The sequence below is a fragment of the Runella sp. R5_40 genome (assembly GCF_057652295.1).
In genome coordinates this window covers 114,375-137,112 of the sequence record NZ_JBYFCH010000012.1, presented here as the reverse complement: position 1 = coordinate 137,112, position 22,738 = coordinate 114,375, and the positions used below count along the sequence as shown (strand labels likewise).

The window sequence follows — 22,738 nt, the reverse complement described above, 5'->3', positions numbered from 1 at the left end:
GCCTTTACTTACTGTGTTTCAATAACCTACTGACATTACTTTCTCCCGATGCCGTTTGTATTTCCAAAAGGTATTCCCCTGAAGCCAAAGTAGAGACATCCAGTTCAATCTCATTGTCAACGTTGATGCCATAATCATCCATCAATAGACGCCCTACCAAATCCCATACCTTGAGGCGGAGCCCATTGACACAATCTCGCCCCTTGATACGAATTTTGCCCGACGCAGGATTAGGATAAAAATACAAATCAGTTAATGATACAAATTGAATGGGGATTTCAAGGCGGCGAGGAGTACTTTTGAACGTAGAACTGATATTGCCTGTGTAACAGTAAGCAGGTAAGACGACAAAAAGGGAATCTCCCCGTTTGAGCTTGGTACCAACCCAAGTGCCATTGTAGAAGATTGAATCCCTATTTAATGGTACTGATAGCGAAAAAGTGACGGGCAGAATACGAAAATCATTGGGTGTGCCTACCAACAAACCTTGAGCACATCCTTTTACCTCAAGCGATACTGTTCCTCCTTCGCAGGCTTTTGAAGATAAAATGGCCAGTGCAGGAACTCCTTGTTTGACAGGTATTGATAAGAAATTGGTATCACTGGCACATCCACCCTTCGTACTTACACAAATGACCTTTATGCGGGTATTTTGTTCCGCCACAAGATTGATTTTTCCTCCTGTTTCTTTTTTGTCATTGACCCACCAATGTATGGTTCCATTTTCACAACCCTTTCCCTGTAAAAAATAACTACTTCCTGCCATCACAGAGTCCAAAGGGGTATTTACCGAAGGGATGGCTGGTTTAGGGTTAACAATAAGTGCAATTTGGGCAGTGTCGAGGCATGAATTAGGATTCGTTCCAATTACATAATACGTACCACTTTGAGTAAGTGTTTGAATATAAGAGATATTAGCTGAACTTGGCGTACTCTTTCTAAACAGTAAATTACCAAAAGAGCTCGCATTCAAAACTTGCTTTCGCAAATCAATCGTAGCGTTTTCACATAACTCAACATTTGAAACCAAAAGTTTTGTTTTAGGATTTACTGTCACTGTAATTACTGCTTCTGATACTCCTGAAAGTGTTTCACATTTTGCTTTGTAAATGGTGGTTACAGTTGGTTGAACCAGCAAGGAATTACTCCTTTGGTTAGGAAATTGCTCCCAAGTTAGTGTTCCATTTTGACAGCCATCTGCCACAAGGGTAGATGTTTCACCCTGACATATTTTGGGGCGATTGGCTGTTAACGTCAAGGTAGCGGCATTTACTTGGATTTTGATATGGGCCATTTTTCCCACACAGCCTTTTTCACTCTGGCAATAAGCCGCATATTCCGTCGAAATTTGGGGGAATAGTTGTATTTTCTCACCTACAATGCCTGTATCCCATATTGTTCGGTAACTACAACCTTGTGAATTTAACACCACTAACTCTCCACTTTGGAGTTGCGTTTTGTTTGCCGTTAGCGTTGGTTCATTGGGCAAAGGGTAAACCAAGACTTCTACTGCATTCGTATCTTTCACGTCGCCCGTTTGGCATACGGCAAAGTAGGTGGTTGTCCGCGTCGGAGCAACTTGCACGCTATCCCCCTTATAGCCAAACAACCACGTTACCGTTCCTTTGCAACCAATGGCTTTTAAACTGGTTTTTTCACCTGCACAAATGGCCGCAGGCGCTGCTATCAGTCTCGTGGTAGATGGATAAACCGTCACTACAACACTAGACGTAGCACTTCGGCACCCCGTTTGGGTTTCACAATAGGCTTCATACGTACTGGTTCCATTAGGTGTTACACGTAAGGTATTACCTGTAGTTTGATTTGACCACTTTACCACTCCATTACAACCAAATGCGGTTATTTGAGTTGATTGTCCAAATAGCAATGAACTAGGTTGTGCCGTAAGCACGGGAGAAGTTGGGGTTGGGATAATTTCTATCGTTACCGATGTGGGTTCAGATAGCCCCGCACTCGTCTTACATTTCACCCAAAACTGACTGGTATTGCTCACTATTGGGTTGATGACTGCAGTACTTTCCCCCGAAGACCAAACATATGAGCCATTGCAATTGCTGGCAATCAAAGAAACCGATTGACCCGCACACACCTTTTGATTAGAAACTGTTAATTCTGGTTTACTGACTTGTAGTGATAAGGTAAAACGGGTGCTTTCACTCTGACACCCTTGGGGTGAGATACATACTGCGGAATATGTGTTGGTTGCAAGAACTGGTATGACATTGATACTGGGTTGCGTTGAGCCGTTATCCCACCTAACAGTTGCTCCATTGCAATTGGCATGTAATGAAATCTCATTTACATTGTCTGCTGTCTGTTCATTCTTTGTTATTGTAGGCGGAGCTGGCTTAGAATTAACTGTCACCAAAACGTCGGCGTTATTTGACACCAAGCCATTCTGAATACATTTTGCATAGTAAGTCGTCGTTACCGAGGGTCGAAATGTCCGAACTTCTCCAACGCCCTCGTCTTGCCAACGCGTTTCTTGCGGGCACCCACGCGCAGTCAATGTCACATTTTGTCCCTCACAGACTTCTTTTAATCCTTCGATTTGTGGGGGTGAAAGTTTTACCTGCACTTCTAATTTAGTTTCTGAACTGGTACACCGTTGGGCTGTGACACACCTCGCCCTAAACTCTGTGGTTCGTTCCAAAGCTACGATACGACTTGCGCCAATGGTTGCGTCAGACCAAACCACTTGTCCTGTACAACCATTGGCCACAAGTACCACTTTTTCATTGACATTAGCTGGGTTTTTGTTGGCGGAAAGCAACGGCGCAGGAGGCGTTTGACCCACAATTACATACAGAGAATCTTGCGCTTGAGAATTTTGCGACATTACCAACAGTAGTCCCAGACTCAACAGCGTTAAATAAACAATTCTTGAAATCATCTAGTAAAGTTTTTGTGGGGAATAGCTGCTTATTTACAACAATACTTACTCCCCACTTTTGGGCGTTTAGTTCGCTACTTTAAGGCTTACAATTCGGGGTTGGGATGTACCTGCGCTATCTTTACAAACAACTTTTAACGTTTGGTTGCCCATAACAGTTAGGGTATAAGTTGACGTACTATTGACAAGCTGGTCGCTGGCATTTCGCCATTCGTACGTACCTGTTGCCGAACAACCCGATACTTTCAAAGTCAAACTTTGCCCTTCACAAAGTTCGTTGGGCGTTGCATTGACAATCGGAATCGGAGAATCTACCCCCGCAGTGACACTGGCGGTAGGGCTTTTACAACCTTGCGTGGATGTACAAAATGCCGAAAATACGGTAGTTTTGGTCAGAGTTTCTGTAATACTTGCTCCCGTTTTTCCGTGCGCCCATGTAATCGTCCCGCTACAACCGGTGGCAGCCAGAGTTACACTTTCTCCCGTTTTTACGTTTTGAGGATTAGCCGTTAAAACTGGAACTGTTGGCGTGGCATTGACGCTTACCGTCACTAACACAGGTTGTGACGTACCCAGTGTTCCTTGAGTACATGTAACAGAATATTGCGTAGTCACGTTGGGTTTTACGACTATTCTCGTTCCAACACCTCCATTATTCCACGTCAACGTTCCACCTGTACAACCTGCTACAGTTAAAACGGAAGAATCGCCTGCACAAATCGTCGTAGGACTAGCTTTAGGGACAAGAGCTTTTCTTACTAGTACTTTCAGTGAATCTTTCACTCCTACACAACCAAAAGCTGAGGTACAAAAAGCGCTGTAGAATGTTTGAGTAGTTGGCGATACCTGAATGGAGGCTGCCGTTTGTCCCGTTGACCATGTAACAGTTCCAGCACAACCTGATGCAGTTAGCGTGGCTTTTTGTCCGAGATAAATTGAATCTGTATTCATTGTAAGAGAAACCTTTGATGGTAACTTACGAATGGTAACAAAGGTGGTGTCTTGCCCAAAAGCAATCACTGAACTCCATAATAGAAGTACAAAAAAGGCACAAATTGATATTTTCATAAAATAAGCCCCCTTCCCCCAAAAGGAGGTGTGTTTTTGGATAAATGTCTTTGGGGAAGACCTGTGTTAATTGATTAATTCCGAAATTGAATAAATTTGGGGTCTGATGTGCCCGCTGTATCTTGACACTTGACCCACAATAACTGCGGCTGGGTTGCTACTAAAGTAATTTGGTTCCCGCTCGCTCCATTCGACCACAAATACTGTCCCGTACAGCCTCCCGCACTAAAAGTAACCATGGTATTTTCACAAACGTCCGTCAATGAACTTTGAACAGTCGGCTTCGGGGGTTTTACTTGTACATACGTTTGCACCGTTTTTGTAAAACAACCTGTCTCGGGTTGGCAACTCGCCGTTACCGTGCGACTCTCTTTGGCGCTAAATTGAATAAAACTACCAGTACTACCATCGTCCCATTTGACAGTTCCTGCGCAGTTGGTTATCGAAATCATTACTTGTTGATTTGTCACTACTTTAAGCGTATCTCCCACCGATAATTTCGGAGGGTTTGATTTTACATGAAACAATTGTTTGACGGCGATTTGTCCATTAAATGTAGCTTTTACATAATAATAGCCCGTGTCTTGTGGAGTAAATACCACTTCTTTCCCGTACGGGACTGACCCCGTCTCACTCAGCAGACCTTTTCCGCCCAAAACTTCAAATTTAACCCGTTCCACTAGTGAGTCGATTTTTACGCCATTATGCCAAAAACGAATGACGCCCTCCTTTGTCGCCTCCAACGTATAGTTAGCAGGGTTAGAAGTTGGCATTTTATTTTTGTTCTTTGGTAAGTCGTGTTCGGAATAAGTAGTCTGAAATAAATCATAGTTGTCATCTTTCATTTGGGCAAAGCCAGAACCGTTCATATAAAAGGTATTATCTCCTTCGTCATTTCCAACGATACCTCGGTAGTTGACTTCCCATTTTACAGGTGCTGCTCTTGGCTGACGAGTAAACCAGCTGATGAGTCCATTATTAGTAAACACCTTACCCTGCTGTATATACGTACCCGCATTAGGGGGAACAAATCCATGCCACATCTCAGATTCTTGTACCAGTTGTCCGTTGATTTTGTAAGGTCCCTCTTCACGATACGTATTATCGTTATTCCCTGAATTACTCAAACCCAATTCATACAGTACATGAGAAGATAATTTTACAGGCGTGCATTGATTAACCTCAACGGGTGTTGTGTATAATCCATAAGGAGGTAACGAATAAGTCGGTGTTATTCGGTTTCCAGTATGCGAAAAACCATCCTTTACCTCTAAATAGGCAAAAACATCGCGGGGGTACTCGACATTTGAAATTTGGCCAGTACATTGGTTAAAACCCCATACTTCATCCCCTACAGACAGTTCAGTTGATGAACTCAGCCGCAAAAATGCCAACCCATAGCCCAAGAAATCAGGCGTATAAGAAACCGCGTTTCCATTGACATACACTTTAAATTGGCCATTTAACACGCAATTTTCATTAACAGACGAAAAATACAGCACTCTGTCTATGTAACGAATTGGCTGAAGTCGAATGTAACCATTCCCCGAAAACAAATTCACAAACAATTCTCCCGTTTGGTAACTATTTTGGGCAGTTGTTTGCGTACAAACCTGCCCATAGCTGGCGTTCGTACGAATTTTTAGGGTGTCTTTAGCGATATAGAAAGACTGCCCTGACATTACTTCATTGGCCAAAAGATCAACAAATCCGTAATCTGGCCCTGCAAAATTCGTATATCGAGTCCGAGAAGCATCACAATTAATCCCTGTTTGAGTAAGCGCAAATGACAAACTTTGATTCGAGTGGTTTGTCACCAAAATACTATAATTATTCCCCGCTGGCGGTGATGGGATTTCAGGGTCTTGATTTTGGTAAGGTGTTCCTAAATCATATTGCATTGTATAATCGTAGCCCGTTGTTGGACTCCATACCCTCACCGATACAGTGCCACTTCCCTGAAGAAAAGAGTTTATTCTAATTCTGGGTGTTTGAGCATTCAAAGTACGAACCAACAAAATCAAGACCAACAAATAAAGACCTTTCATCATTGCATTGCTTTCCATTCCTCATCAGTAAAGGTGCCACCTGTTTCTCGACAAACCCAATAAGGCTGTAATCCATTTTTAAAAACGTAGCCATTGATATTCAGCGGACTACGGTACTGACCTGAAAGATAAGCGCCTTTAAATACTTCAATTCTCAATTTGAGTGCATCTTCTAAATCTGCTTCGTCTGTCCATTCATAGTAGGCCGTTTCACCAACATATCGTTGTAAAACTTCATGATACAAATACATCCTAACCCCTGAAGACGCCGAAAAGAAATCGTTCTTCAATAGAGGTAGATACACTCTAATGGTGACATGCTCATCTAATTTCTTGTCATAAAACTGATGCCACTGTGTCCGTTCGGAAGAAGCAGCCTCAAAACCTTCTCGGTGAAGATAGGCCACAAATTGGTCAATTGTGTAACTCATTACTTTGCCCGTACAATAATTTGGTTGTTATAAATCGGTACAAATATAATATTATTGCACAATAAAATTAAATATAATTAAATTATAAAAATCAATTTAATATATGGGACTCGCATCCAACAATGGTGAATCATACCACAAAGGCGTTGATTTATTGCTCATTATCAGCATTTTACTTCTGTCATGCCACCACTTTTGGTTTGATTTATCTCTTTTTTCTAACTACGTATGGCTATCTGAATTTCTAAAAAATTTTTTAGGCAAACTGAATGATAAATATCGCTTATTCAATAACCCATTTACGTCTAAACTTATTATTTTCGCCTTGTTGGTCTTTCACGGACTCGGGTCAAAAGGAACATTTAAGTCAAGCATAACCGTTGAAAAGGTCAAAAGGACGGTTTTTATTGGTTTTTTTATTTTTTTCGGGAGTACGATTTTGTTATACTATCCCATCAACATTTCTAACATTGGCAACCATTTACTCTATATTTTCACCACTGTAACTGGCGTATTTTTTCTTATAAAAGGGCTACAATACGCTAGCCGTTTGTTTTTGGGGAATCTAAATGATGACATCTTTAACGAAGAAAACGAAACATTTCCTCAGAATGAGAAATACGTTGAAAATGAGTACTCTATCCACTTCAGAACTCAATATTACTTTAAGAAAAAGTGGCACCAAGGCTGGATAAACATTATTAACCCAATGCGATCAGTAATGGTGTTAGGGACCCCTGGCTCGGGGAAATCGTTTGCGGTACTGATACCCGCAATTTGGCAGTCCATTTGGAAAGGTTACACTGCCTATGTTTATGATTTTAAGTATCCTGACTTAACCCTCGAAGCTTACAATGCCTACCGACATACGTTGGCCGAAAATCCTTATGCTTGGGGAAAAAAGGGAAATGGAGAACCACTCATTCCCCAATTTTTAGTCATCAATTTCGATGATATTGAGCGCTCACACCGTTGTAACCCCCTTTTCCCAGATTCAATGACCGACATCATGGACGCCTACGAAGCAGCTCAAACCATCATGTTGAATTTGAATCGAACTTGGGTACAAAAACAAGGCGACTTTTTTGTTGAATCAGCCATCAACTTTCTAACCGCCGTTATTTGGTACTTGCGTTCTGCCAGTGTAAAATACAAAAACTTACATCAAATTGAGACCCAAAAACCTGAAATTGAACAAGATACAAATGCCCTCAATCGTTACAAACAGCTATCACAGGTATGCACATTCCCACACGTTATTGAATTTGTAAACGAAGACTACGGTTCTATGTTTGAGATAATGAGTAAATACCAAGATTTAGAAGTGTATGTAAAACCATTCAAAGATGCTTGGCAAGACGGCGCCATTGAGCAACTCGCTGGTCAAATTGCTTCCGTACGAATTCCGATTACTCGAATATCTTCGCCAACTATTTATTGGATAATGACTGGCAACGACTTGTCCTTGGATATTAATAGCCCTGAAGCCCCAAAAATTCTCTGTACAGGAAACAATCCCGAACGAATTGGAATTTACGGTACCGTATTTTCGCTTTATACTTCTCGGATGCTCAAAATGGTCAACAAAAAGGGAAGACTAAAATCGGCCCTGTTTTGGGATGAATTACCCACCATGTTCATTAAAGGGATTGATACCTTAATTGCTACTGCTCGTTCCAACAAAGTCGCTCCATGGCTTGGTTTTCAAGATTTTGAGCAACTTACTCGTGACTATGGTGACAAAGAAGCCAAAGTGATTATGAATACCGTTGGCAATTTCTTTTCGGGGGTAGTCGTGTTTAATTCAGCTGAAACATTGTCAAAACGTTTTGGTAAAACGAACCAATTGAAGGAAAGTATTACATTTTCAAGAACTGATACATCCCTTAACTTACAAACTCAGCAACAAGATGTGATTCCTCCATCAAAAATCGCGACCCTCAAACAGGGTGAATTTGTTGGTCAAACAGTTGATAACTTTGGGGAAGAGGTTGATTTGAAGACTTTCAAAGGACAAATTCTTATTGACAAAACGCTCACAAAAAAGCATAAACAACTGCCACCAATTAAGGATTTTGAGCAATTTGCTATAAAAATGGGTTATTCTCAGGGCTATGCCACCCAAAGTGAATCTACCAAGCGGCTCATTAGAGAGCATTTAACCTCTTCATGCTACCAAAAAGTAAAACAGGATGTCAGAGAACTGGTCGAGAATGAAGCTGTTTCTTTTGGTATATCCATTAATAAAAGAAATGGTATATCAAACTCCTCAAAAAAGTAGATTTATTAAATAAAACTATTTTATATAATTAAGTTTGATTTAATCTTATAAGATGCTTAAATTGCATTATCTTACAAACATAATACAATTTACCCTGCAATTAAATCATGCGAAAGCTTCAAAAATCGTTAACAGAAACTGAACAATTTGTTGTAATTCAAGAACTTAGCTCCACTTCCTTTGATTCACTTAGCGAGGAAGAACAAACAGTTATTTTTGAAAAAATCAGCCAGATAGTTTCACATCCCGAAAGCGAAAAATTTTACTATGGTAAAGTATTTAGCGGATGTGTACAATTTATAAAAGCCAAACTATTAGACGACCAAACCAAACATTTTAAGGGCGATTTGAGTAAAATAAAAGGCAAATTTGAGCGAGTACTTTCAGTAAAAGACATTGCTCAAATGGCTGGTTTAGAATACTTTCAGCTACGCGATCTTTCTTTTGGAAAAAACACCTCCTCTACTTTGTTGAAATTTATGACTTTTACTAAAAAGCATGGGCTTTCGATAGAAGAATTCATGTATCACCCTTCTATCGTAAACACCGCCTATCAGTATTACTGCCTATTAGAAAAAGGAACCACGCCTACCCCTTCATAATTACCAAGCTCTGATTGTTGTGGCAAAACTTCATGAGGTAATGCTGCAACATGGTATCTTATTTCCACATTGACAGCCCACGTTAGTGATTTAGCAACATTCGATACTGATAATCCATTCATTTAGTGTGACTTCAACTTGCTTTCTTTATGCGGTGATTTGGGCATTTTTTAGTTTATAAAAGATATTAAAATTTAATTAATAAATTTAATTTCGTTAAATTATTTTAATTTAGTTAATTTGCGAAATTAAATCAAAATAAAATTTATTAGATGCTTAAACAAAAAGAAGCCCAAAAAATTTATGACCAGATTCGTCCAAAAATTCTAAGGGAAGCTGCCAAATCTTTGTCAGAAACACAAATAGTGGAACAACTCATTGACAAAGAACGAGAACCGACCAGGATTGCGCTGCTAAAATGGCTTAAACCTGAACTAGAAGTTTTAATAAAAAATGACCTTCAGTTATCGAGCCCAACTCCGAATCTTAGTTCACTCTCACCATTTCAACGATTATCCCAGGCTTGGTTTAACGATTTTACAAAATCCAAGCTCCCTATTTTAAAAGAACAATCTGTTGTCGAATCCCTCCCATTGTTTGATGCCTTCGGGAAAAAAGTAGGCTATATTGGTCCTATTTTACTCCAATCCTCGACATTTCCTAATGGAGAAATTACTTTCCGATTTGAAGTCGAAAAGCCTAAAAAATCATTTCAGCAAAAAGCAACACCCAGTATCGACACTTCAAACAGCCAAACCCCTTCGCAAGATGTTCAAGACAACCTTAACACTAGAAAAGGGTTTCGCATTTAACAACAACTAGCCAACATTTTAATGAAATACTCCCAACAAGCCCAAGAAGAATTCATTTTACAACTTCAACAGAAATTTGGCACTCACATTCTTGAACCTGTTGAAATGGGGATAGATGAACATGATTTAAAACTTACGCTTCCTCGTTTGAGGGTCGAGCACCCAACCGACTGGTTCAATTTAGACGAGGAACAACGTGATATCATTCTTAAAAACTTTATGGCGGTTTTCGCAAACAACAGTATTTTTTTAAACGAATAATTTTCGTAAAACTTTGGATATACACACAAATTACGCTCACTCTGAACAACTTAACCTTTTGCATTTTTTTAATGAACATCAAGTCAAGTATTTGATTTTTGGCGACTTCGCAATCAATACTTTTGAGAAGGGGCGTCCCATTACACATATTAAACTCTGGATAGATTCTACGCCAAAAAATATTGAACGATTAAATCAGGCCCTAAAGGAAGCAAACCCCAATCGCTTATATACAAAACTACCAACATCAATACCACTTAGAAATGTATCAAAAAGAATACTGTCTGTTGGCGTACCCAATTTCAAAGTAGAGTTATATCCATGTATTGCTGGCTTCAAGGCCGATGACTTTTTAAACACTTATCAGCAGCGTATCACTGGAAAAGCAACCGCGTGGGGAGAGCAATTACCATCTCAGATTATTTCGCTCCCACAGTTGAACATCCATCAACTTTATGCCAGTATTTTACAGTCCACCTCATCCCGAAAACTATGGGACTCTACCGCTCTGGAAAAAGTTGCTGAAAGGAACAAACTTGACATAAGAAACATTTATCAAATTCAAAATGGCTTACCTCCAAAAATTACCAAGATTGCACACGCCGAGCCCCCCAGCAAACGTGATTTTGATTGGCTGAGAAAAGAATTAGATATTGAGATTGTATTACAACACTACGGCTATGATCTGGACGCCCAAAAAACAAGTAAAAATGGTGTTTGGAGAATTTATAAAACAGGGATTAAGGGGGATAAGCAACGATTAGCGGTTTGTAACATCGCAGGTAAGTACCGATATAAAGGGTTTTGTGACCTGAACGATTTGGGAAAACCGTACAAAGACGCCCAAGGAAATTGGAAACGAAGCGAAGGCTTCAAAGGTGACTCAATTCAATTTATTCATCGCATGGAAAATGAGAATTGGAAGAGCACCTTTGCTGTTGTTGACCAAATTTTAGGAGATACCCAATACCAACACAAGGTAGCCAAATTAGCCCCGCTTCGAGAGGTTTCTGAAAGCTATTTTTTGAAAGATACAACACTCAGAGAGGCCGATTTAAAAGAAACCTATACGCCTATCCTATTGAAAGACAACCGTTATCTGCTCAATCGGGCAATCAATCTTCCAACCCTGAGCCACCCTGCTTTTGTGTCAAAAATTTTGAATGTTGGCCTAAAACAATTGGCCTACGAATTAATTGAACCACTCGTACTCAATAATACCAAAGGAAAAAACGTGGTGCTTTCCAAGGGTACATTGCTTTTTACCAAAGAGCAACTCCAATCTAATGACCAGGAAGATAGGTTTTTCTTCACAAAACTTGATGGGCAAATCAATCGGTTCGCTCTGAATGAAGTTTTCATTGACAAATATTTAAACCGCTTAAAATCCAAAGACTTAGTCTTCCAAAATACGGCTTTCCCGTTATTTGCAATTGATGGAAATTTAGCGTCGTTAGACATAAGGAACGATAAATTTAAACAATTTCCTAGCGTAGAAAGGCGTGAAGCACTTTGGTTATCTAACGCCCATTTTAGATTAACAACTCAATATCAACACGTTCCTATAAATACCTTGGGTACACTTTACCGAAATCTAAGTAATAATGAAATTTACTTTTGCTACCTTGATCAAGCTAATCTCTCCACTCAACTTTCTATTCCCTCTAACAAAGTGGCAGAACTTTTTGAGCCCATATCAGCCAATCGCCTTATAGTTTGTGAGAGTCCAATTGATGCTTTGTCCTTCGCTCAATTAAACCCCGAAACAGCTGATGAACGTCGGCTTTATATTGCCACTTGTGGCACTCCAGCTAAACATCAAATGGAGCATATTCAACATATTCTTAACCGAAATCCATTGGCTGAAGTGGTAATTGCGCAGGATGGTGATAATGCTGGAATTCGGTTTGCAATTAATTACCTTGGGCTTAAACATCCCAGCGAACAGCAAGATTTTAACCTAACCCCTTATATCACCTATAGCGCCCCACCTATTGGTATCCAAAGTGTACAGCAACTGATTGGGAACGCTAAAATTGAAAACAACGGGCATCTTCCAACAAAAGATGTTAATTTCATAAAGGGGCAAAACCATCTTCGGCTCGAACTTTCGCACAAGTTACAAGGCTCTACGTTGCAATCACTTGAACATCAACACGAAAAATACATTAACGACTTAACCGCTAGCTTGAATAAGTTTGTAACAAAAGAAGGAAATGAGTTCAAGGCAAAAGCCAGTCAATTGAGCCACTTACAAACGCCTAGTAAAGACAAATTATGCACCCATGTTGTCATTTCTTTTCCCAACGACACAAATATGCTCATTCGAGCACTCAACAGACTTTCGGATAGCATTAACCAAAAGCAAAGCCATCCTCTATTTCTAATTAGCCGCCCCAGCCGTACACAAAAAGACTTTAATGAAATCTTACAACAGCGTAATGGCGAAAAGCTCCCCGACAGTAGCCTTTTAAAATTATCCCCGCGCCCCCTTGCTAATCTGAATTTGAGTCAGAACCCCGCTAAAGCACAAAGCAAGCTAGTCATCTAAATACTCCCGAGCATTTATTTTTTTGCTTTTCTTGCCCTACTTTCGTTAAAGCCAAGAATGACAGCCATATATGCCGTTGCATCATTGGGTTTTCTTTTGCCAGCTTGTATTTCCATATCGGCGTTTACAAAGCGATTAGCCAAGTCTTCATCTTGAAGGATCTTGTTCCTTTGAATTTTAGTAAAATCATACATTTCCAACCGTTCGTGCATGTATTTCCAACGGTCATCCATATTTAGGGCATTCAATGCCTCACGAATTTCTTGCAGTTCTTGTATTGCTTTCGAATTTTGAGTTTGAATGTAAAAACTCAGGTGAGTTACTTTTCTGCCTGTTTTCTGTATTTGGTAGCTACAACTAATATCAGTTTTGTCCGAAATTTCTTCACAACTTGGATCCAACACGCGTCTCTTTAGTTGCCCAAAATCATCATAGGTTTCCTCATTGGCCCCCAGTAAGTCTCTCAAATCTTCCACTGAGACTTGAGACCAAGTACCACCATTAAAGTTCTTCCAACGCGATAGCATTTCATACAACCTTTGCGAATAGGTTTTATTGAGCGATAGCGCAATTGCTAATTCATATTCTGTATAGCCACTTTTAATTTGAGCAATGTGGGGTATCACCTCATACGACAACCCTATTTCAAAGATGCCCTCTTTGGCACTATATCGAGCTGATGAAAATACATTATAAGCTTGAAACTCCTTTTGTTCATCGTTTCTTAGCCATATCTGACAGTTACGCATCAACGACTGGGCCATCCCAAGCATTTGTCGATAATTTTGGGTAATGAGCTTGGCGGGTATTCTAAATTGCTTATTTTGCTTTAGATTTATATCTGCTTCACTTAATTGATTCAACACGATATAAAAAACTCTCTTCTCCAGAAGCGAAAAACTCTGGCGAGTCATAATCGAAGCATTTGGCTGTCTATTGTAATGCTTTAACTTCATTTTTCTTTGATTTGAAAGCAAGTTAAAAAAAATACTCTGTCAAATAAAAAAAGTGTCAGAAATTTTAATTTTTTGACAGAGTTGGACTACATTTTGACAGAATTAAATGCAAATTACTGTATATCAATATATTACAAAATTGTTTTTTTTTAGTAGATGAAGTTTTTTCAATATAATACCGTAAAAAATGCCATTTTTACGACTTCTCAACACCTTGACAGTTAACAGCAATACAAGAAATACATATAAATCACTGAATACCAAATAATTACAAACAATAAAAGAGAAAAACGGCTACATTTTGACAGAATTAAAACAAGTATTTTGACAATATGTAGCTTCTGAAGTAGGAAATCTAGGTTTACAAAAGTACAACTATTTAATAATACAAAAAAAACAAATTTAATAATATTTAATTTTATCACATTCAAAATTTATTCTGTCAAATAATAATGTCAGTCATATTAATTGACAGAGTTTGACTACATTTTGACAGAGTTCGACTACATTTTGACAGAATTAAAGACTACATTTTGACAGAGTTCGACTACATTTTGACAGAATTAGACTACATTTTGACAGAATTAGACTACATTTTGACAGAATTAGACTACATTTTGACAGAATTAGACTACATAACCCTCTTGTAATCAATGAATTATAAGCCCCGTAAATCATCAATATTTTAATCATCAATCTTAAATAAAAATATAACCAGTTTTTAAACAATTAAATACAGTCTTTCTTCTAGGGGAAAAGTTATCTCAACAATTCTCTTCTTTCAAAAAATTTCAAAACAAAAAACAATCAAAATCAATCACCTACCAACAAAGGATGGATACGTGGAACTATAAAATTAATTAAAAGGCCTTATAATAGATTGATTTCAACAATTCAGGTTCCGAAACTGCATCAGAAGGCAAGAACCAAACAAGACCACACTATCCTATCTATCTCACCCTAACTATCCGAAGATGTACTCCAATTGAAACTGGGTTTACTTTATCTATTGTTTTGACAAAAGCCGCCTTAATCTCCGCCGAAAGGCTAGACTCAATGACCAAAGAATACTTAGGAATCACTTGTAATTCTACTGTCCTGCTCCCGTAAGGTGTAACCATTTAAAATTGGAGGGAATTTCTTAGGTTTCACAATCAAAATGGTAAAACAATGAAGCAAAGTAAATTTAGCGATGCTCAAATCGTAGCGATATTGGGTAGTGTAGGCAAAGACAAGAGTGTTGAAAATGTATGCCGCGAACATGGTATTTCACCAGCAACCTTCTATAATTGGAAAAGTAAGTATGGAGGCATGGGCACAGACGAGCTCAAGCGCATGCGAGAATTGGAATCAGAAAATGCAAGGTTAAAAAAACTGTTAGCGGACAAAAGCCTTGACTATGACATACTCAAGGAGGGGTACGAGTTACTAAAAAAGCTATAAGCTCTACTACTCATCAGCATGCAGTTAATCAAATTAGCACAAAAAAAGAGGCCTCTGTGAGGCGATGCTGCCGAGTATTAGGGCAACGTAAAGCGAGTATTTATTACAAACACAAAAGAAAAAATGAAGATGCTCAAATAGCTGCAATGTTAAAAGGTAAAGCTATTGAGCAACCCAATTGGGGTTTTCGTTTGTTGTTTCATTGGTGTCGTAATCAGGGCAAACCATGGAATAAAAAACGGGTTTATCGAATCTATAAGGCTGAAAAATTGAATTTAAGAAGCCCCAAAGCACGCAAAAAAATCAAAAGGGTAGCCATAAACCCATTACCTGCCGAACAAATAAACCAAGGATGGTCGATGGACTTTTTAAGCGATGTTCTTTTAAGTGATGAGCGTAAAGTGAGAGTTCTAAACGTACTTGACGAGTGTTCAAGAAAGGTACTTTTATCTTTTGCTGCACCAAGCATTAAAGCAAGAAAACTCGTAAAGCTATTACAAGAACTGATAACTCAGAAAGGTAAACCTGACTATATCAGATGTGATAATGGACCCGAGTTTATAAGTCGTGTTTTAGAAAAATTTACACAAGAAAATGGGATTGAAATTCGATTTTCACAACCAGGAAAACCGACCCAAAATGGCTTGGTAGAACGATTGAACGGTACACAACGAAAAGAATGTTTAAATCTGAAATATTTTAAGACAGTACAAGAAGTTCAACGGGATTTGGACATCTGGTGGAACAGTTATAACTTTGATAGACCGCATTCAGCACTGGGATATTTAACCCCACAACAGTTTATTGACAAAAATCAAAATCTCTACTTTAAAGCGGTTGCGGCTTAGGGGAGCAGGACATGTCCATTCTGGAAGAAAACTCTTCATTTGTTTCTTTTGGATAGTCCATAGTTTTATTCAGAAGTTGTTTAAACTTTTGAAAAGATTCCCAAATTAGGCTGAATTTTGTGGTGACTAATCATAAAACTCACTACAATGGGAATCGTCAGTAAAGATATTATGGAAAAATGGATAATACCGTATTTGAGTGTTGGAGAACGTGGTTTTGAGCCAACAGTTCCAATAAATGAGATAGTAGATGCTATATTTCATCGCTTAAAAACAGGTTGTCAGTGGCGCGAATTGCCAACTAAACAGTTTTTCAGCGGTAAAGTACTGAGTTGGAATAGTGTATATCATCATTTCAATGAGTGCGGGGCGGCCCGTGCCGTCAAAAGATGGATGTTGGCAAAAAGCATGGATAAATATTTTATCTGAGAAGCAAAGTTTTTTGGACTTGTCAAGTGCTGAATTTTATGGTAGTCATACGCCAGCAAAGAATGGAGGTGATGCCGTAGGTTATCAGGGACGAAAATCATCTAATACAACAAATGCCTTGTTTTTGTCTGATAGCCAGGGTATTATGCTTGGCATGTCTACACCGCAAGAAGGCCAACACCATGATCTTTTTGAGATACAAACACTATTTGACGAAATATGTAATATCCTTAAATCGGCAGGAATCAACCTTAAAGGTCTATTCTTAAATGCTGATTCAGGATTTGATTCAAAAGAATTTAAAGAGGCTTGCCAAAGGGAAGAAATTATCCTCAATGTAAAGCCTAATCCAAGAAATTCCACAAATCAAGAGCTTTACAAATCAGGCACACATATTTTTGATGAGCAACTTTACAAAGATAGGTCTGTCATCGAACATGCCAACGCTTGGATTGATGGGTTTAAAGCACTATTAGTGAGATTTGAATTTTCTGTAAGAAATTGGGTTTCGCTGCATTTTATGGCATTCTCAGTCATCTTTTTACGAAAAATCAACAAAAAACAGAAAGTTTAAACAGCTTCGTTACTAAAGTATCGAATACGGAGCCAAAGTTGAGCTAAAAAACCTATGCTTGTCAATAGGCTCTTTGAAAGATGCAAATACGAATAAATCGGGCCAAGCCTTCTAGCAATAATCGTGCAAAACGCTCCACTTAGTTGCTAATTTTCCGTGAAACCTACATTTTTGCCTGTGAAATCTACACAAAATGCGTGAAACTGTTTACTTTATTAACCCAAATTTATAGGTAAAAAAGACCTGTTTTGACTTGAAGATTCTTTTAAAAGTCCAATTATTAACTTAGTGTTAAGGTGCTAGTTGAAGCGAAAAAAGAGTAAGTAGGGGCGAGCACTCATAATTTCAAATGGATTATTTACAGTGACACCACCACTTTCTTTTGGACTGACTTTACACGTTTTTGGGCGTCTTTGAGCGTAAATGTCACTGTATGTACTCCTACAGCTGGTTTAATGGGGTAGTAGTTGAAGTAAAGCAGATTTTGTGCCTTCGTAAGAGTAGTATATGGAATACGAATCTGGTCGTTCTGACGATAGATAGCTTTGTTAAATTCGATATTTCCATCAAATTCATTGACCGAAAATTCAAAAATGTAGTCCGTAGCAAGAATTTCCGCACCTTGCTGTTTTACATATAACTCAAATCTTTGATATTCTGACTGACGAATCGTCTCCATTCCTGATACCGTTCGTATTTGAAAATTAAAATCAGGCAATGATTCGAGCGCAGGGGTTAATGGAGCCACATTAAGATTTCCATCACAGCCCAAAATGAGTAGTACAAATGGTAGTAACTTGATGATTTTCATGAAATTAGAAAAAGAAAATTGAAGCCCCGAGCGCGAGATGAAATTTTTGGACATCTGAGGTAGGAAACCAAAGCGTTTCAGTAAAAACGGAGATGGTAGAAGCAACGATTAAACTCACTTTGGCCTTTCCACCAACAATTAGCCTATTTTGATTAGTCAGTTGATAAGCTGAGTTATCAAGAATACTTTTTCCTCGATTTATCAACTGATACCCTCCTACACCCCCCAAAGTAACAAGTCCTGCTACTCCTTTCTGCTGAAATAATATTCGGCCCATTGCGAAGTGAATGGTCATTGTCTCTACTGGGACATCTTGTTTTAGAACAGCGTAGTCTTTTCTTAAATAGGAAATCCCCCATTGACGGATTAAGCGATTACCTATGAGTTTTCCACGGTTCAATTCGATGTTAAAACCCGAATTATTTGCTGACCGCAAGCAGTCTATTTTGGCTATTGATATTTCGAGGGACCGTTGGCCTTTCAACTGCTGGCAAAAAGAGGTAAGGTTAAATGCCAACCACATGAGGGCAGTCACATAGATTCTCATATACTTTTTGCTTGATTAAGTACGCTATCATCTATTTCAAAAGTCAAGTGCCTCCCGCCCCCTCTTTCATAAACTTCTATACTGATTAGTTTGTTGTCAGTAATAGATTTGATGGGTAGTGCAAACACCATTTTTCGCTCGGTTTTTGCACCAATGGTCTGAATAGATTCTGGATGTATATATAGAGGAGTCAATTCTTCATTCTGCACTGCCATCCGTTTAATCGTATGACGTTCTTTGACGAAAAATTTGATAAAATCCCATTCATAGTCGAGCTCACTCTCATTCTGTAGTTTGATTTGTAAAAAGGTAACATCCTGCTTGCGATAAACACCCATAATCATTGCAGTACACTCGTTTTTCACCATCCCGATGCCAACGAGGAACGCACTTTTTGTATTTACTTTCTGACAAAACGATAGCAATTCATTTGTCGGAATGATACGTTTTGCCTCTTGCGTTTGATTAAAAGGGTTGATTGAACCAATTCCAAGGTGGGAAGCAACTTTCGCATCCGATTGAAGATTGTTGGCAATGTTGATGTTAAATACTTCTGGGTTTTCGTTGTAATTCACTAAAAATGAATAAAAACCGCCATCTTCGGTAATAATGGTCATGTTGGTCTCTTCGGCAAACCCTTTGATGTTTGCTTTTACGCGTAAAACATTGGTGACATTTTCAGGAACGAGGGCGATTACAGCGTCGGAGCCTGCGTCAAAATCTTTAATTCGAGCAGGAAAAATGATGTGGGTTGTTTTTTGATAGGCGACTTCTATTGGATATGATCCTTTAATGGCTGCTTTGGAAATGGGTAATAAGTAGGGATTTGCCGTAACAAAAATACGAGAGGTATCGGGTAGTTGACCTAAGCAACTCCTCCCCCACCCTGCCGCAATAAGTAAAAAAATGAAGGTTTTCATAAAAGTATTAGGAACGAACACGCAGTAAAATTCTGTGATTAGATTTAATTGTAACTTTCGGCTGGGACATTTTTTGCTGGATAAGTCCACGCGCAACGTTGAAACCTGCATTGGTGGCTTGGATAGCAACTTGAGCCCCTACTTGCTGACCTACATTTCCTTGTGGCAGAAACATATATGGTGAGACACTCCCACTGGCTGATTGACTTAGACTCTGCGCGATTTTTGTTTTTTCTTGCAAACCTGGAATATACAGTCCTTCTTTCCCGTCTAAATCAAATGCAACGAGATGAATCTGATGTAAACTGTTTTCGACCCGAATATTAGTTACGATAATTTTTAGCCGATCACCATTTACGGAGCAATTTCCTGAAATGAGACTGTTGGCTGGAAGTTTTAGCTTATTTTTTCCAACGATAAGTTGCGTTTCTTGGGTAAGGCGAATCCAAATGGACATCCCATTTTCAACCGTTATTCCTTCACCTTCTCCGTGAACGACCGCAGGAATTGTTTGAGCATCGGTATTAGGATTGACAACACCAGCATCCGTTTTTTTGCCACCTAAACCATAAAATCCGTTGCGAGCATGATTAGCCTGGATATTTATCCTTTCAGTTGATAACTTCAACTTAGTTTCACCAATTTTATCACTGAACGGTGACGTTTGAAACATTGTATCAATATTGGGTGTTTCATATTGGTGTATTCTTTCTTTTAAACCATTTCTCCAGTTTTCTAAGTCGATATTCGTCGGCGCTTTGCCCGATACTTGCTGTTCGAGTAGCCTGTTATTAAAACGAAGTGTTTTTACTAACTCTTCATTGGCCGCCTTCGTTGTAGGGTCTTCTATCTCATTTTGAGCAGCTGCGTTTTTGTACAATGACTGGATAGTTGAGTTCTGTCTTCCAATTGTCTGACTCTGAGCCTGCTGATACATACCCAAAAGCTCCTTTTTCTGGACCTGCTTTTCAACGGTTGACACTTGAGTTGAAGTGTTTTCTCCCCAACCATCATTTTCGGGGTTAGTACCTGTAAGTTTATGGGTGTTTTGATTGGCTGTTTCATCGAGTAAACTGCCAGATACGGTAATCCCGTTGGGGTTTGAGGCATACTTATTTTGGTGATCAAATTCCTTGAGATTGGCAGACGGCGGTTGTAAACTTAGGGGTGTCTCTGGTACAGCTGGCTCAGTGCTTACTATCCAGTCTTTTTGGTAACCTAGAAGCCCAATAATGATTAAAACGGGCACTGGGATGAGCGAAAGTGCGACTATTTTTTTGCTGGTTTGCATTTGTTCACTTACTTCCCCCAGTCTTGATGGTTGGTTAGAGGTCATTATCTTACAATGTTTTCTTCGATTGGCTGACTGGTACTATATACCCTAAAGTTTCTCATTAAAAAACCATTGGGGTTTGCATCGGAACGATTAACATCCACCATTTCAACTTGGGTAATAAGGGTTCTGGTACTACGTGCAGTTGCTCGCTCTTGCACTAATTTTAGATAGGCTACTACAGGGTAGGGATAATAGCGTAAATCAATACTAACAGAATCAATATTAACGCGTTGTGTGATGTTGGACGTTATAATTTGGTCGTAAAATCGCTGTTCTCGCAAATTGTCATACAGTTTTTTTGCGCTTTCATCGCAAAGGAAAAAGGCTTTTTTTACGTTGGTTTCTATAGATGTTGGATCTGGTGAAACGGTGAAAAACAGTTCATGGAAACGTGCAACGTGGTGTTTTGCTTCAGCAGCGCGGTTGTCCATCACATTTCCTGAAAAGGCTTCTAACGCAACACCCCGATTCAAAATAAAAATGCGTTTTGAAAAATTGTGGGCGTAGTTTAGAGAAAGTACGACTGCTGCAAGTGCAATTGTAAGACAGCCTGCTACTACGGTAAATGTTAAGTATTTAGCGCGTTGAAATTGTTTCTCCAATTCTAATAACTCTTTCATTTTAACGGATAGATTGGGTTTTTATCATTACCTGAAGGGTGCTACCTCGGTGATGAATATATGCCTTACTGGTTTTTTGTTCATACTCATTAAATGCAAAAAGCAACGACACAGAAGCAATTCCAAAAGCCACAAAACAAAGGATTGTAGAGTACAATAAGCGCTTTTGTAAAACTTGGACTAAGTTATTCTGATAATTTGCGGTATGCGGCTTCATACTTGTAGTGTTATTTTTTACGCTGTAAAATTTGGTTCCAGTTTTTAAAACGAGTGGAGGTTTGTACTTTATTGGCCATGTTTTGAGCTTTATTCGATGCCCTGTCTAAAGGTGGTTTCATGCTTCGATAACCCGCTTGGGCGTAGTTGGAAATCCCTTGGGTTATGCCTCCTACGCCGCCTACTGATAAAATTAGATTGGTTGCGGCAGGTACTTGAAAATAGCCGATTAGAATAAGCACCAACAACCCTAAATAGCCATAGCCTAGAAAACCGTCACCTGTGAGCGACTCGTTGGTTTGACTCGCAGGAGAGTAATTGGTAAGGTATAATTCATGAATTTTGAAACTGATGATACCATATATATTGGCTACAACGGGTAGCAAGGAGAAGTTGATGTACTTGCCAAACCATTCGGCTATATTACCCGTAAAACCATCAAATACGGCCAGCGCAATGGCAATTGGCCCTATGATTCTAAGCACAATTCGGAATAAGATAGAAATCAAATACAATATTCCTTCGGCGATGTTACAAATTGCTACCAAGAGATTTTGGAACATTTCTTGTAATGCAATGTCGATTTTTGCGGCGGTGTAATCGGCAATTGTAGAGAATTTTAGACCCAAAGATTTGAAGGTCTCAGACCACGATTCATCACCTCCTGAGTCATTTTCAGTTTGTTGTTCTTGGAAAACTTTTAGCTTATCCTCTACGGCCTTTTCGCGTTGTTTGATGATGTAGGCGATGCGCTCAGTGGTAGAGTTACCATTTTGAGTAACTGCCGATACCAGACTATCAGCTCCCGCATCAATGGCGTTGGTTATTCGCCCCAATGAACCAATCAGTAATGCAATGGCAAATGGTCTTAAAAGGGGAAAAAAATCAATGGGTTCGTTGCGACTGATTTGGCCAATAAGCCTTGAGGCAATGTAAAGCATCGCGCCCGCTCCTGCAATTACTCTGGCGTAATTTTCAAAAATCTGAATCGTCCCTTTTTGAGTTGAATTGATTAGCTCTTGATAAAGTTGGGTACGAATAATTTCTACAAAAGACTCGTTCATAGTGAG

20 protein-coding genes and 1 pseudogene are annotated in these 22,738 nt (G+C 39.1%); 10 read left to right on the top strand and 11 right to left on the bottom strand.

The genetic code is table 11. The features are described from left to right. Positions 1-4: 4 nt before the first annotated feature. From AC23N5_RS19965 to AC23N5_RS19950, 4 genes are all read right to left on the bottom strand, one after another. Positions 5-2,914, bottom strand: a complete 2,910-nt coding sequence (locus tag AC23N5_RS19965; RefSeq protein WP_487756960.1) for a T9SS type A sorting domain-containing protein — start codon at positions 2,912-2,914, stop codon at positions 5-7. 66 nt (positions 2,915-2,980) lie between these two features. Further along, the gene (locus AC23N5_RS19960) at positions 2,981-3,865 is read right to left on the bottom strand and encodes a hypothetical protein (protein ID WP_487756959.1); all 885 of its coding nucleotides are present in this window, start codon (positions 3,863-3,865) and stop codon (positions 2,981-2,983) included. A gap of 191 nt (positions 3,866-4,056) precedes the next feature. Next, positions 4,057-6,048, bottom strand: coding sequence for a hypothetical protein (locus tag AC23N5_RS19955; RefSeq protein ID WP_487756958.1), 1,992 nt, complete (start codon positions 6,046-6,048; stop codon positions 4,057-4,059). After that, a complete protein-coding gene (locus AC23N5_RS19950) occupies positions 6,030-6,461 on the bottom strand; it encodes a hypothetical protein (RefSeq protein WP_487756957.1) in 432 nt (143 codons plus the stop codon). The genes AC23N5_RS19955 and AC23N5_RS19950 overlap by 19 nt, the downstream gene beginning before the upstream one ends. Before the next feature lie 103 nt (positions 6,462-6,564). Between AC23N5_RS19950 and AC23N5_RS19945 the strand changes: the two are divergent. From AC23N5_RS19945 to AC23N5_RS19920, 6 genes and pseudogenes are all read left to right on the top strand, one after another. Then, positions 6,565-7,005: pseudogene (locus AC23N5_RS19945) on the top strand (YWFCY domain-containing protein); the annotation flags it as partial. Between the two features lie 165 nt (positions 7,006-7,170). Next, positions 7,171-8,742, top strand: a complete 1,572-nt coding sequence (locus tag AC23N5_RS19940; protein ID WP_487756980.1) for a TraM recognition domain-containing protein — start codon at positions 7,171-7,173, stop codon at positions 8,740-8,742. A gap of 107 nt (positions 8,743-8,849) precedes the next feature. Beyond that, positions 8,850-9,344 carry a hypothetical protein gene (locus AC23N5_RS19935; protein WP_487756956.1) on the top strand — a complete coding sequence of 165 codons (495 nt, stop codon included), beginning with the start codon at positions 8,850-8,852 and terminating at the stop codon, positions 9,342-9,344. 272 nt (positions 9,345-9,616) lie between these two features. Then, on the top strand, positions 9,617-10,156 hold the full coding sequence (locus AC23N5_RS19930) for a hypothetical protein (RefSeq protein ID WP_487756955.1): 540 nt from the start codon (positions 9,617-9,619) through the stop codon (positions 10,154-10,156). Positions 10,157-10,177: 21 nt separating this feature from the next. Continuing rightward, positions 10,178-10,417 (top strand): hypothetical protein, encoded by a 240-nt coding sequence (locus AC23N5_RS19925; protein ID WP_487756954.1) that lies wholly within the window; start codon positions 10,178-10,180, stop codon positions 10,415-10,417. 13 nt (positions 10,418-10,430) lie between these two features. Next, positions 10,431-12,968, top strand: coding sequence for a toprim domain-containing protein (locus AC23N5_RS19920; protein WP_487756953.1), 2,538 nt, complete (start codon positions 10,431-10,433; stop codon positions 12,966-12,968). Positions 12,969-12,982: 14 nt separating this feature from the next. Here the strand turns inward: AC23N5_RS19920 and AC23N5_RS19915 are convergent, their stop codons facing one another. Beyond that, on the bottom strand, positions 12,983-13,924 hold the full coding sequence (locus tag AC23N5_RS19915; protein WP_487756952.1) for a RepB family plasmid replication initiator protein: 942 nt from the start codon (positions 13,922-13,924) through the stop codon (positions 12,983-12,985). A gap of 1,170 nt (positions 13,925-15,094) precedes the next feature. Between AC23N5_RS19915 and AC23N5_RS19910 the strand changes: the two genes are divergently transcribed. The 4 genes from AC23N5_RS19910 (at position 15,095) to AC23N5_RS19895 (ending at position 17,218) form a co-directional block, all read left to right on the top strand. After that, positions 15,095-15,367 (top strand): transposase, encoded by a 273-nt coding sequence (locus tag AC23N5_RS19910; RefSeq protein WP_487756951.1) that lies wholly within the window; start codon positions 15,095-15,097, stop codon positions 15,365-15,367. Continuing rightward, entirely contained in the window at positions 15,364-16,215 is an 852-nt protein-coding gene (locus tag AC23N5_RS19905) for an IS3 family transposase (protein ID WP_487756979.1), read from the top strand. Before AC23N5_RS19910 ends, AC23N5_RS19905 begins: the two co-directional genes overlap by 4 nt. Positions 16,216-16,362: 147 nt before the next feature. Further along, complete coding sequence (locus AC23N5_RS19900; RefSeq protein WP_487756950.1) at positions 16,363-16,644, top strand: transposase; 282 nt, start codon at positions 16,363-16,365, stop codon at positions 16,642-16,644. Further along, entirely contained in the window at positions 16,556-17,218 is a 663-nt protein-coding gene (locus AC23N5_RS19895; RefSeq protein WP_487756949.1) for a transposase, read from the top strand. The genes AC23N5_RS19900 and AC23N5_RS19895 overlap by 89 nt, the downstream gene beginning before the upstream one ends. 358 nt (positions 17,219-17,576) lie before the next feature. Here AC23N5_RS19895 and AC23N5_RS19890 read toward each other — a convergent pair whose 3' ends face one another. The 6 genes from AC23N5_RS19890 to AC23N5_RS19865 all read right to left on the bottom strand — a co-directional run bounded on the left by AC23N5_RS19890 (position 17,577) and on the right by AC23N5_RS19865 (position 22,732). After that, positions 17,577-18,029: a hypothetical protein gene (locus tag AC23N5_RS19890; protein ID WP_487756948.1), complete on the bottom strand. Its 453-nt coding sequence runs from the start codon at positions 18,027-18,029 to the stop codon at positions 17,577-17,579. 4 nt (positions 18,030-18,033) lie between these two features. Beyond that, positions 18,034-18,576: a conjugal transfer protein TraO gene (locus tag AC23N5_RS19885; RefSeq protein ID WP_487756947.1), complete on the bottom strand. Its 543-nt coding sequence runs from the start codon at positions 18,574-18,576 to the stop codon at positions 18,034-18,036. Continuing rightward, positions 18,573-19,496: a conjugative transposon protein TraN gene (gene traN, locus AC23N5_RS19880; protein WP_487756946.1), complete on the bottom strand. Its 924-nt coding sequence runs from the start codon at positions 19,494-19,496 to the stop codon at positions 18,573-18,575. Before traN ends, AC23N5_RS19885 begins: the two co-directional genes overlap by 4 nt. Positions 19,497-19,503: 7 nt before the next feature. After that, positions 19,504-20,832: a conjugative transposon protein TraM gene (traM, locus tag AC23N5_RS19875; RefSeq protein ID WP_487756945.1), complete on the bottom strand. Its 1,329-nt coding sequence runs from the start codon at positions 20,830-20,832 to the stop codon at positions 19,504-19,506. Further along, the gene (traK, locus tag AC23N5_RS19870; protein WP_183980699.1) at positions 20,832-21,452 is read right to left on the bottom strand and encodes a conjugative transposon protein TraK; all 621 of its coding nucleotides are present in this window, start codon (positions 21,450-21,452) and stop codon (positions 20,832-20,834) included. Before traK ends, traM begins: the two co-directional genes overlap by 1 nt. A gap of 227 nt (positions 21,453-21,679) precedes the next feature. Then, positions 21,680-22,732, bottom strand: a complete 1,053-nt coding sequence (locus AC23N5_RS19865; protein WP_487756944.1) for a TraJ family protein — start codon at positions 22,730-22,732, stop codon at positions 21,680-21,682. Positions 22,733-22,738: the final 6 nt, after the last annotated feature.

Excerpts from the sequence above, each read along its gene's own strand:
- AC23N5_RS19890 (WP_487756948.1), bottom strand. The coding sequence starts at position 18,029 with ATGAAAATCATCAAGTTACTACCATTTGTACTACTCATTTTGGGCTGT.
- traK (WP_183980699.1), bottom strand. The coding sequence starts at position 21,452 with ATGAAAGAGTTATTAGAATTGGAGAAACAATTTCAACGCGCTAAATAC.
- AC23N5_RS19885 (WP_487756947.1), bottom strand. The coding sequence starts at position 18,576 with ATGAGAATCTATGTGACTGCCCTCATGTGGTTGGCATTTAACCTTACC.
- AC23N5_RS19915 (WP_487756952.1), bottom strand. The coding sequence starts at position 13,924 with ATGAAGTTAAAGCATTACAATAGACAGCCAAATGCTTCGATTATGACT.
- AC23N5_RS19910 (WP_487756951.1), top strand. The coding sequence starts at position 15,095 with ATGAAGCAAAGTAAATTTAGCGATGCTCAAATCGTAGCGATATTGGGT.
- AC23N5_RS19935 (WP_487756956.1), top strand. The coding sequence starts at position 8,850 with ATGCGAAAGCTTCAAAAATCGTTAACAGAAACTGAACAATTTGTTGTA.
- AC23N5_RS19865 (WP_487756944.1), bottom strand. The coding sequence starts at position 22,732 with ATGAACGAGTCTTTTGTAGAAATTATTCGTACCCAACTTTATCAAGAG.
- AC23N5_RS19960 (WP_487756959.1), bottom strand. The coding sequence starts at position 3,865 with ATGAATACAGATTCAATTTATCTCGGACAAAAAGCCACGCTAACTGCA.
- traM (WP_487756945.1), bottom strand. The coding sequence starts at position 20,832 with ATGACCTCTAACCAACCATCAAGACTGGGGGAAGTAAGTGAACAAATG.
- AC23N5_RS19950 (WP_487756957.1), bottom strand. The coding sequence starts at position 6,461 with ATGAGTTACACAATTGACCAATTTGTGGCCTATCTTCACCGAGAAGGT.
- AC23N5_RS19965 (WP_487756960.1), bottom strand. The coding sequence starts at position 2,914 with ATGATTTCAAGAATTGTTTATTTAACGCTGTTGAGTCTGGGACTACTG.
- AC23N5_RS19925 (WP_487756954.1), top strand. The coding sequence starts at position 10,178 with ATGAAATACTCCCAACAAGCCCAAGAAGAATTCATTTTACAACTTCAA.
- AC23N5_RS19940 (WP_487756980.1), top strand. The coding sequence starts at position 7,171 with ATGCGATCAGTAATGGTGTTAGGGACCCCTGGCTCGGGGAAATCGTTT.
- traN (WP_487756946.1), bottom strand. The coding sequence starts at position 19,496 with ATGAAAACCTTCATTTTTTTACTTATTGCGGCAGGGTGGGGGAGGAGT.
- AC23N5_RS19900 (WP_487756950.1), top strand. The coding sequence starts at position 16,363 with ATGGGAATCGTCAGTAAAGATATTATGGAAAAATGGATAATACCGTAT.
- AC23N5_RS19930 (WP_487756955.1), top strand. The coding sequence starts at position 9,617 with ATGCTTAAACAAAAAGAAGCCCAAAAAATTTATGACCAGATTCGTCCA.
- AC23N5_RS19955 (WP_487756958.1), bottom strand. The coding sequence starts at position 6,048 with ATGGAAAGCAATGCAATGATGAAAGGTCTTTATTTGTTGGTCTTGATT.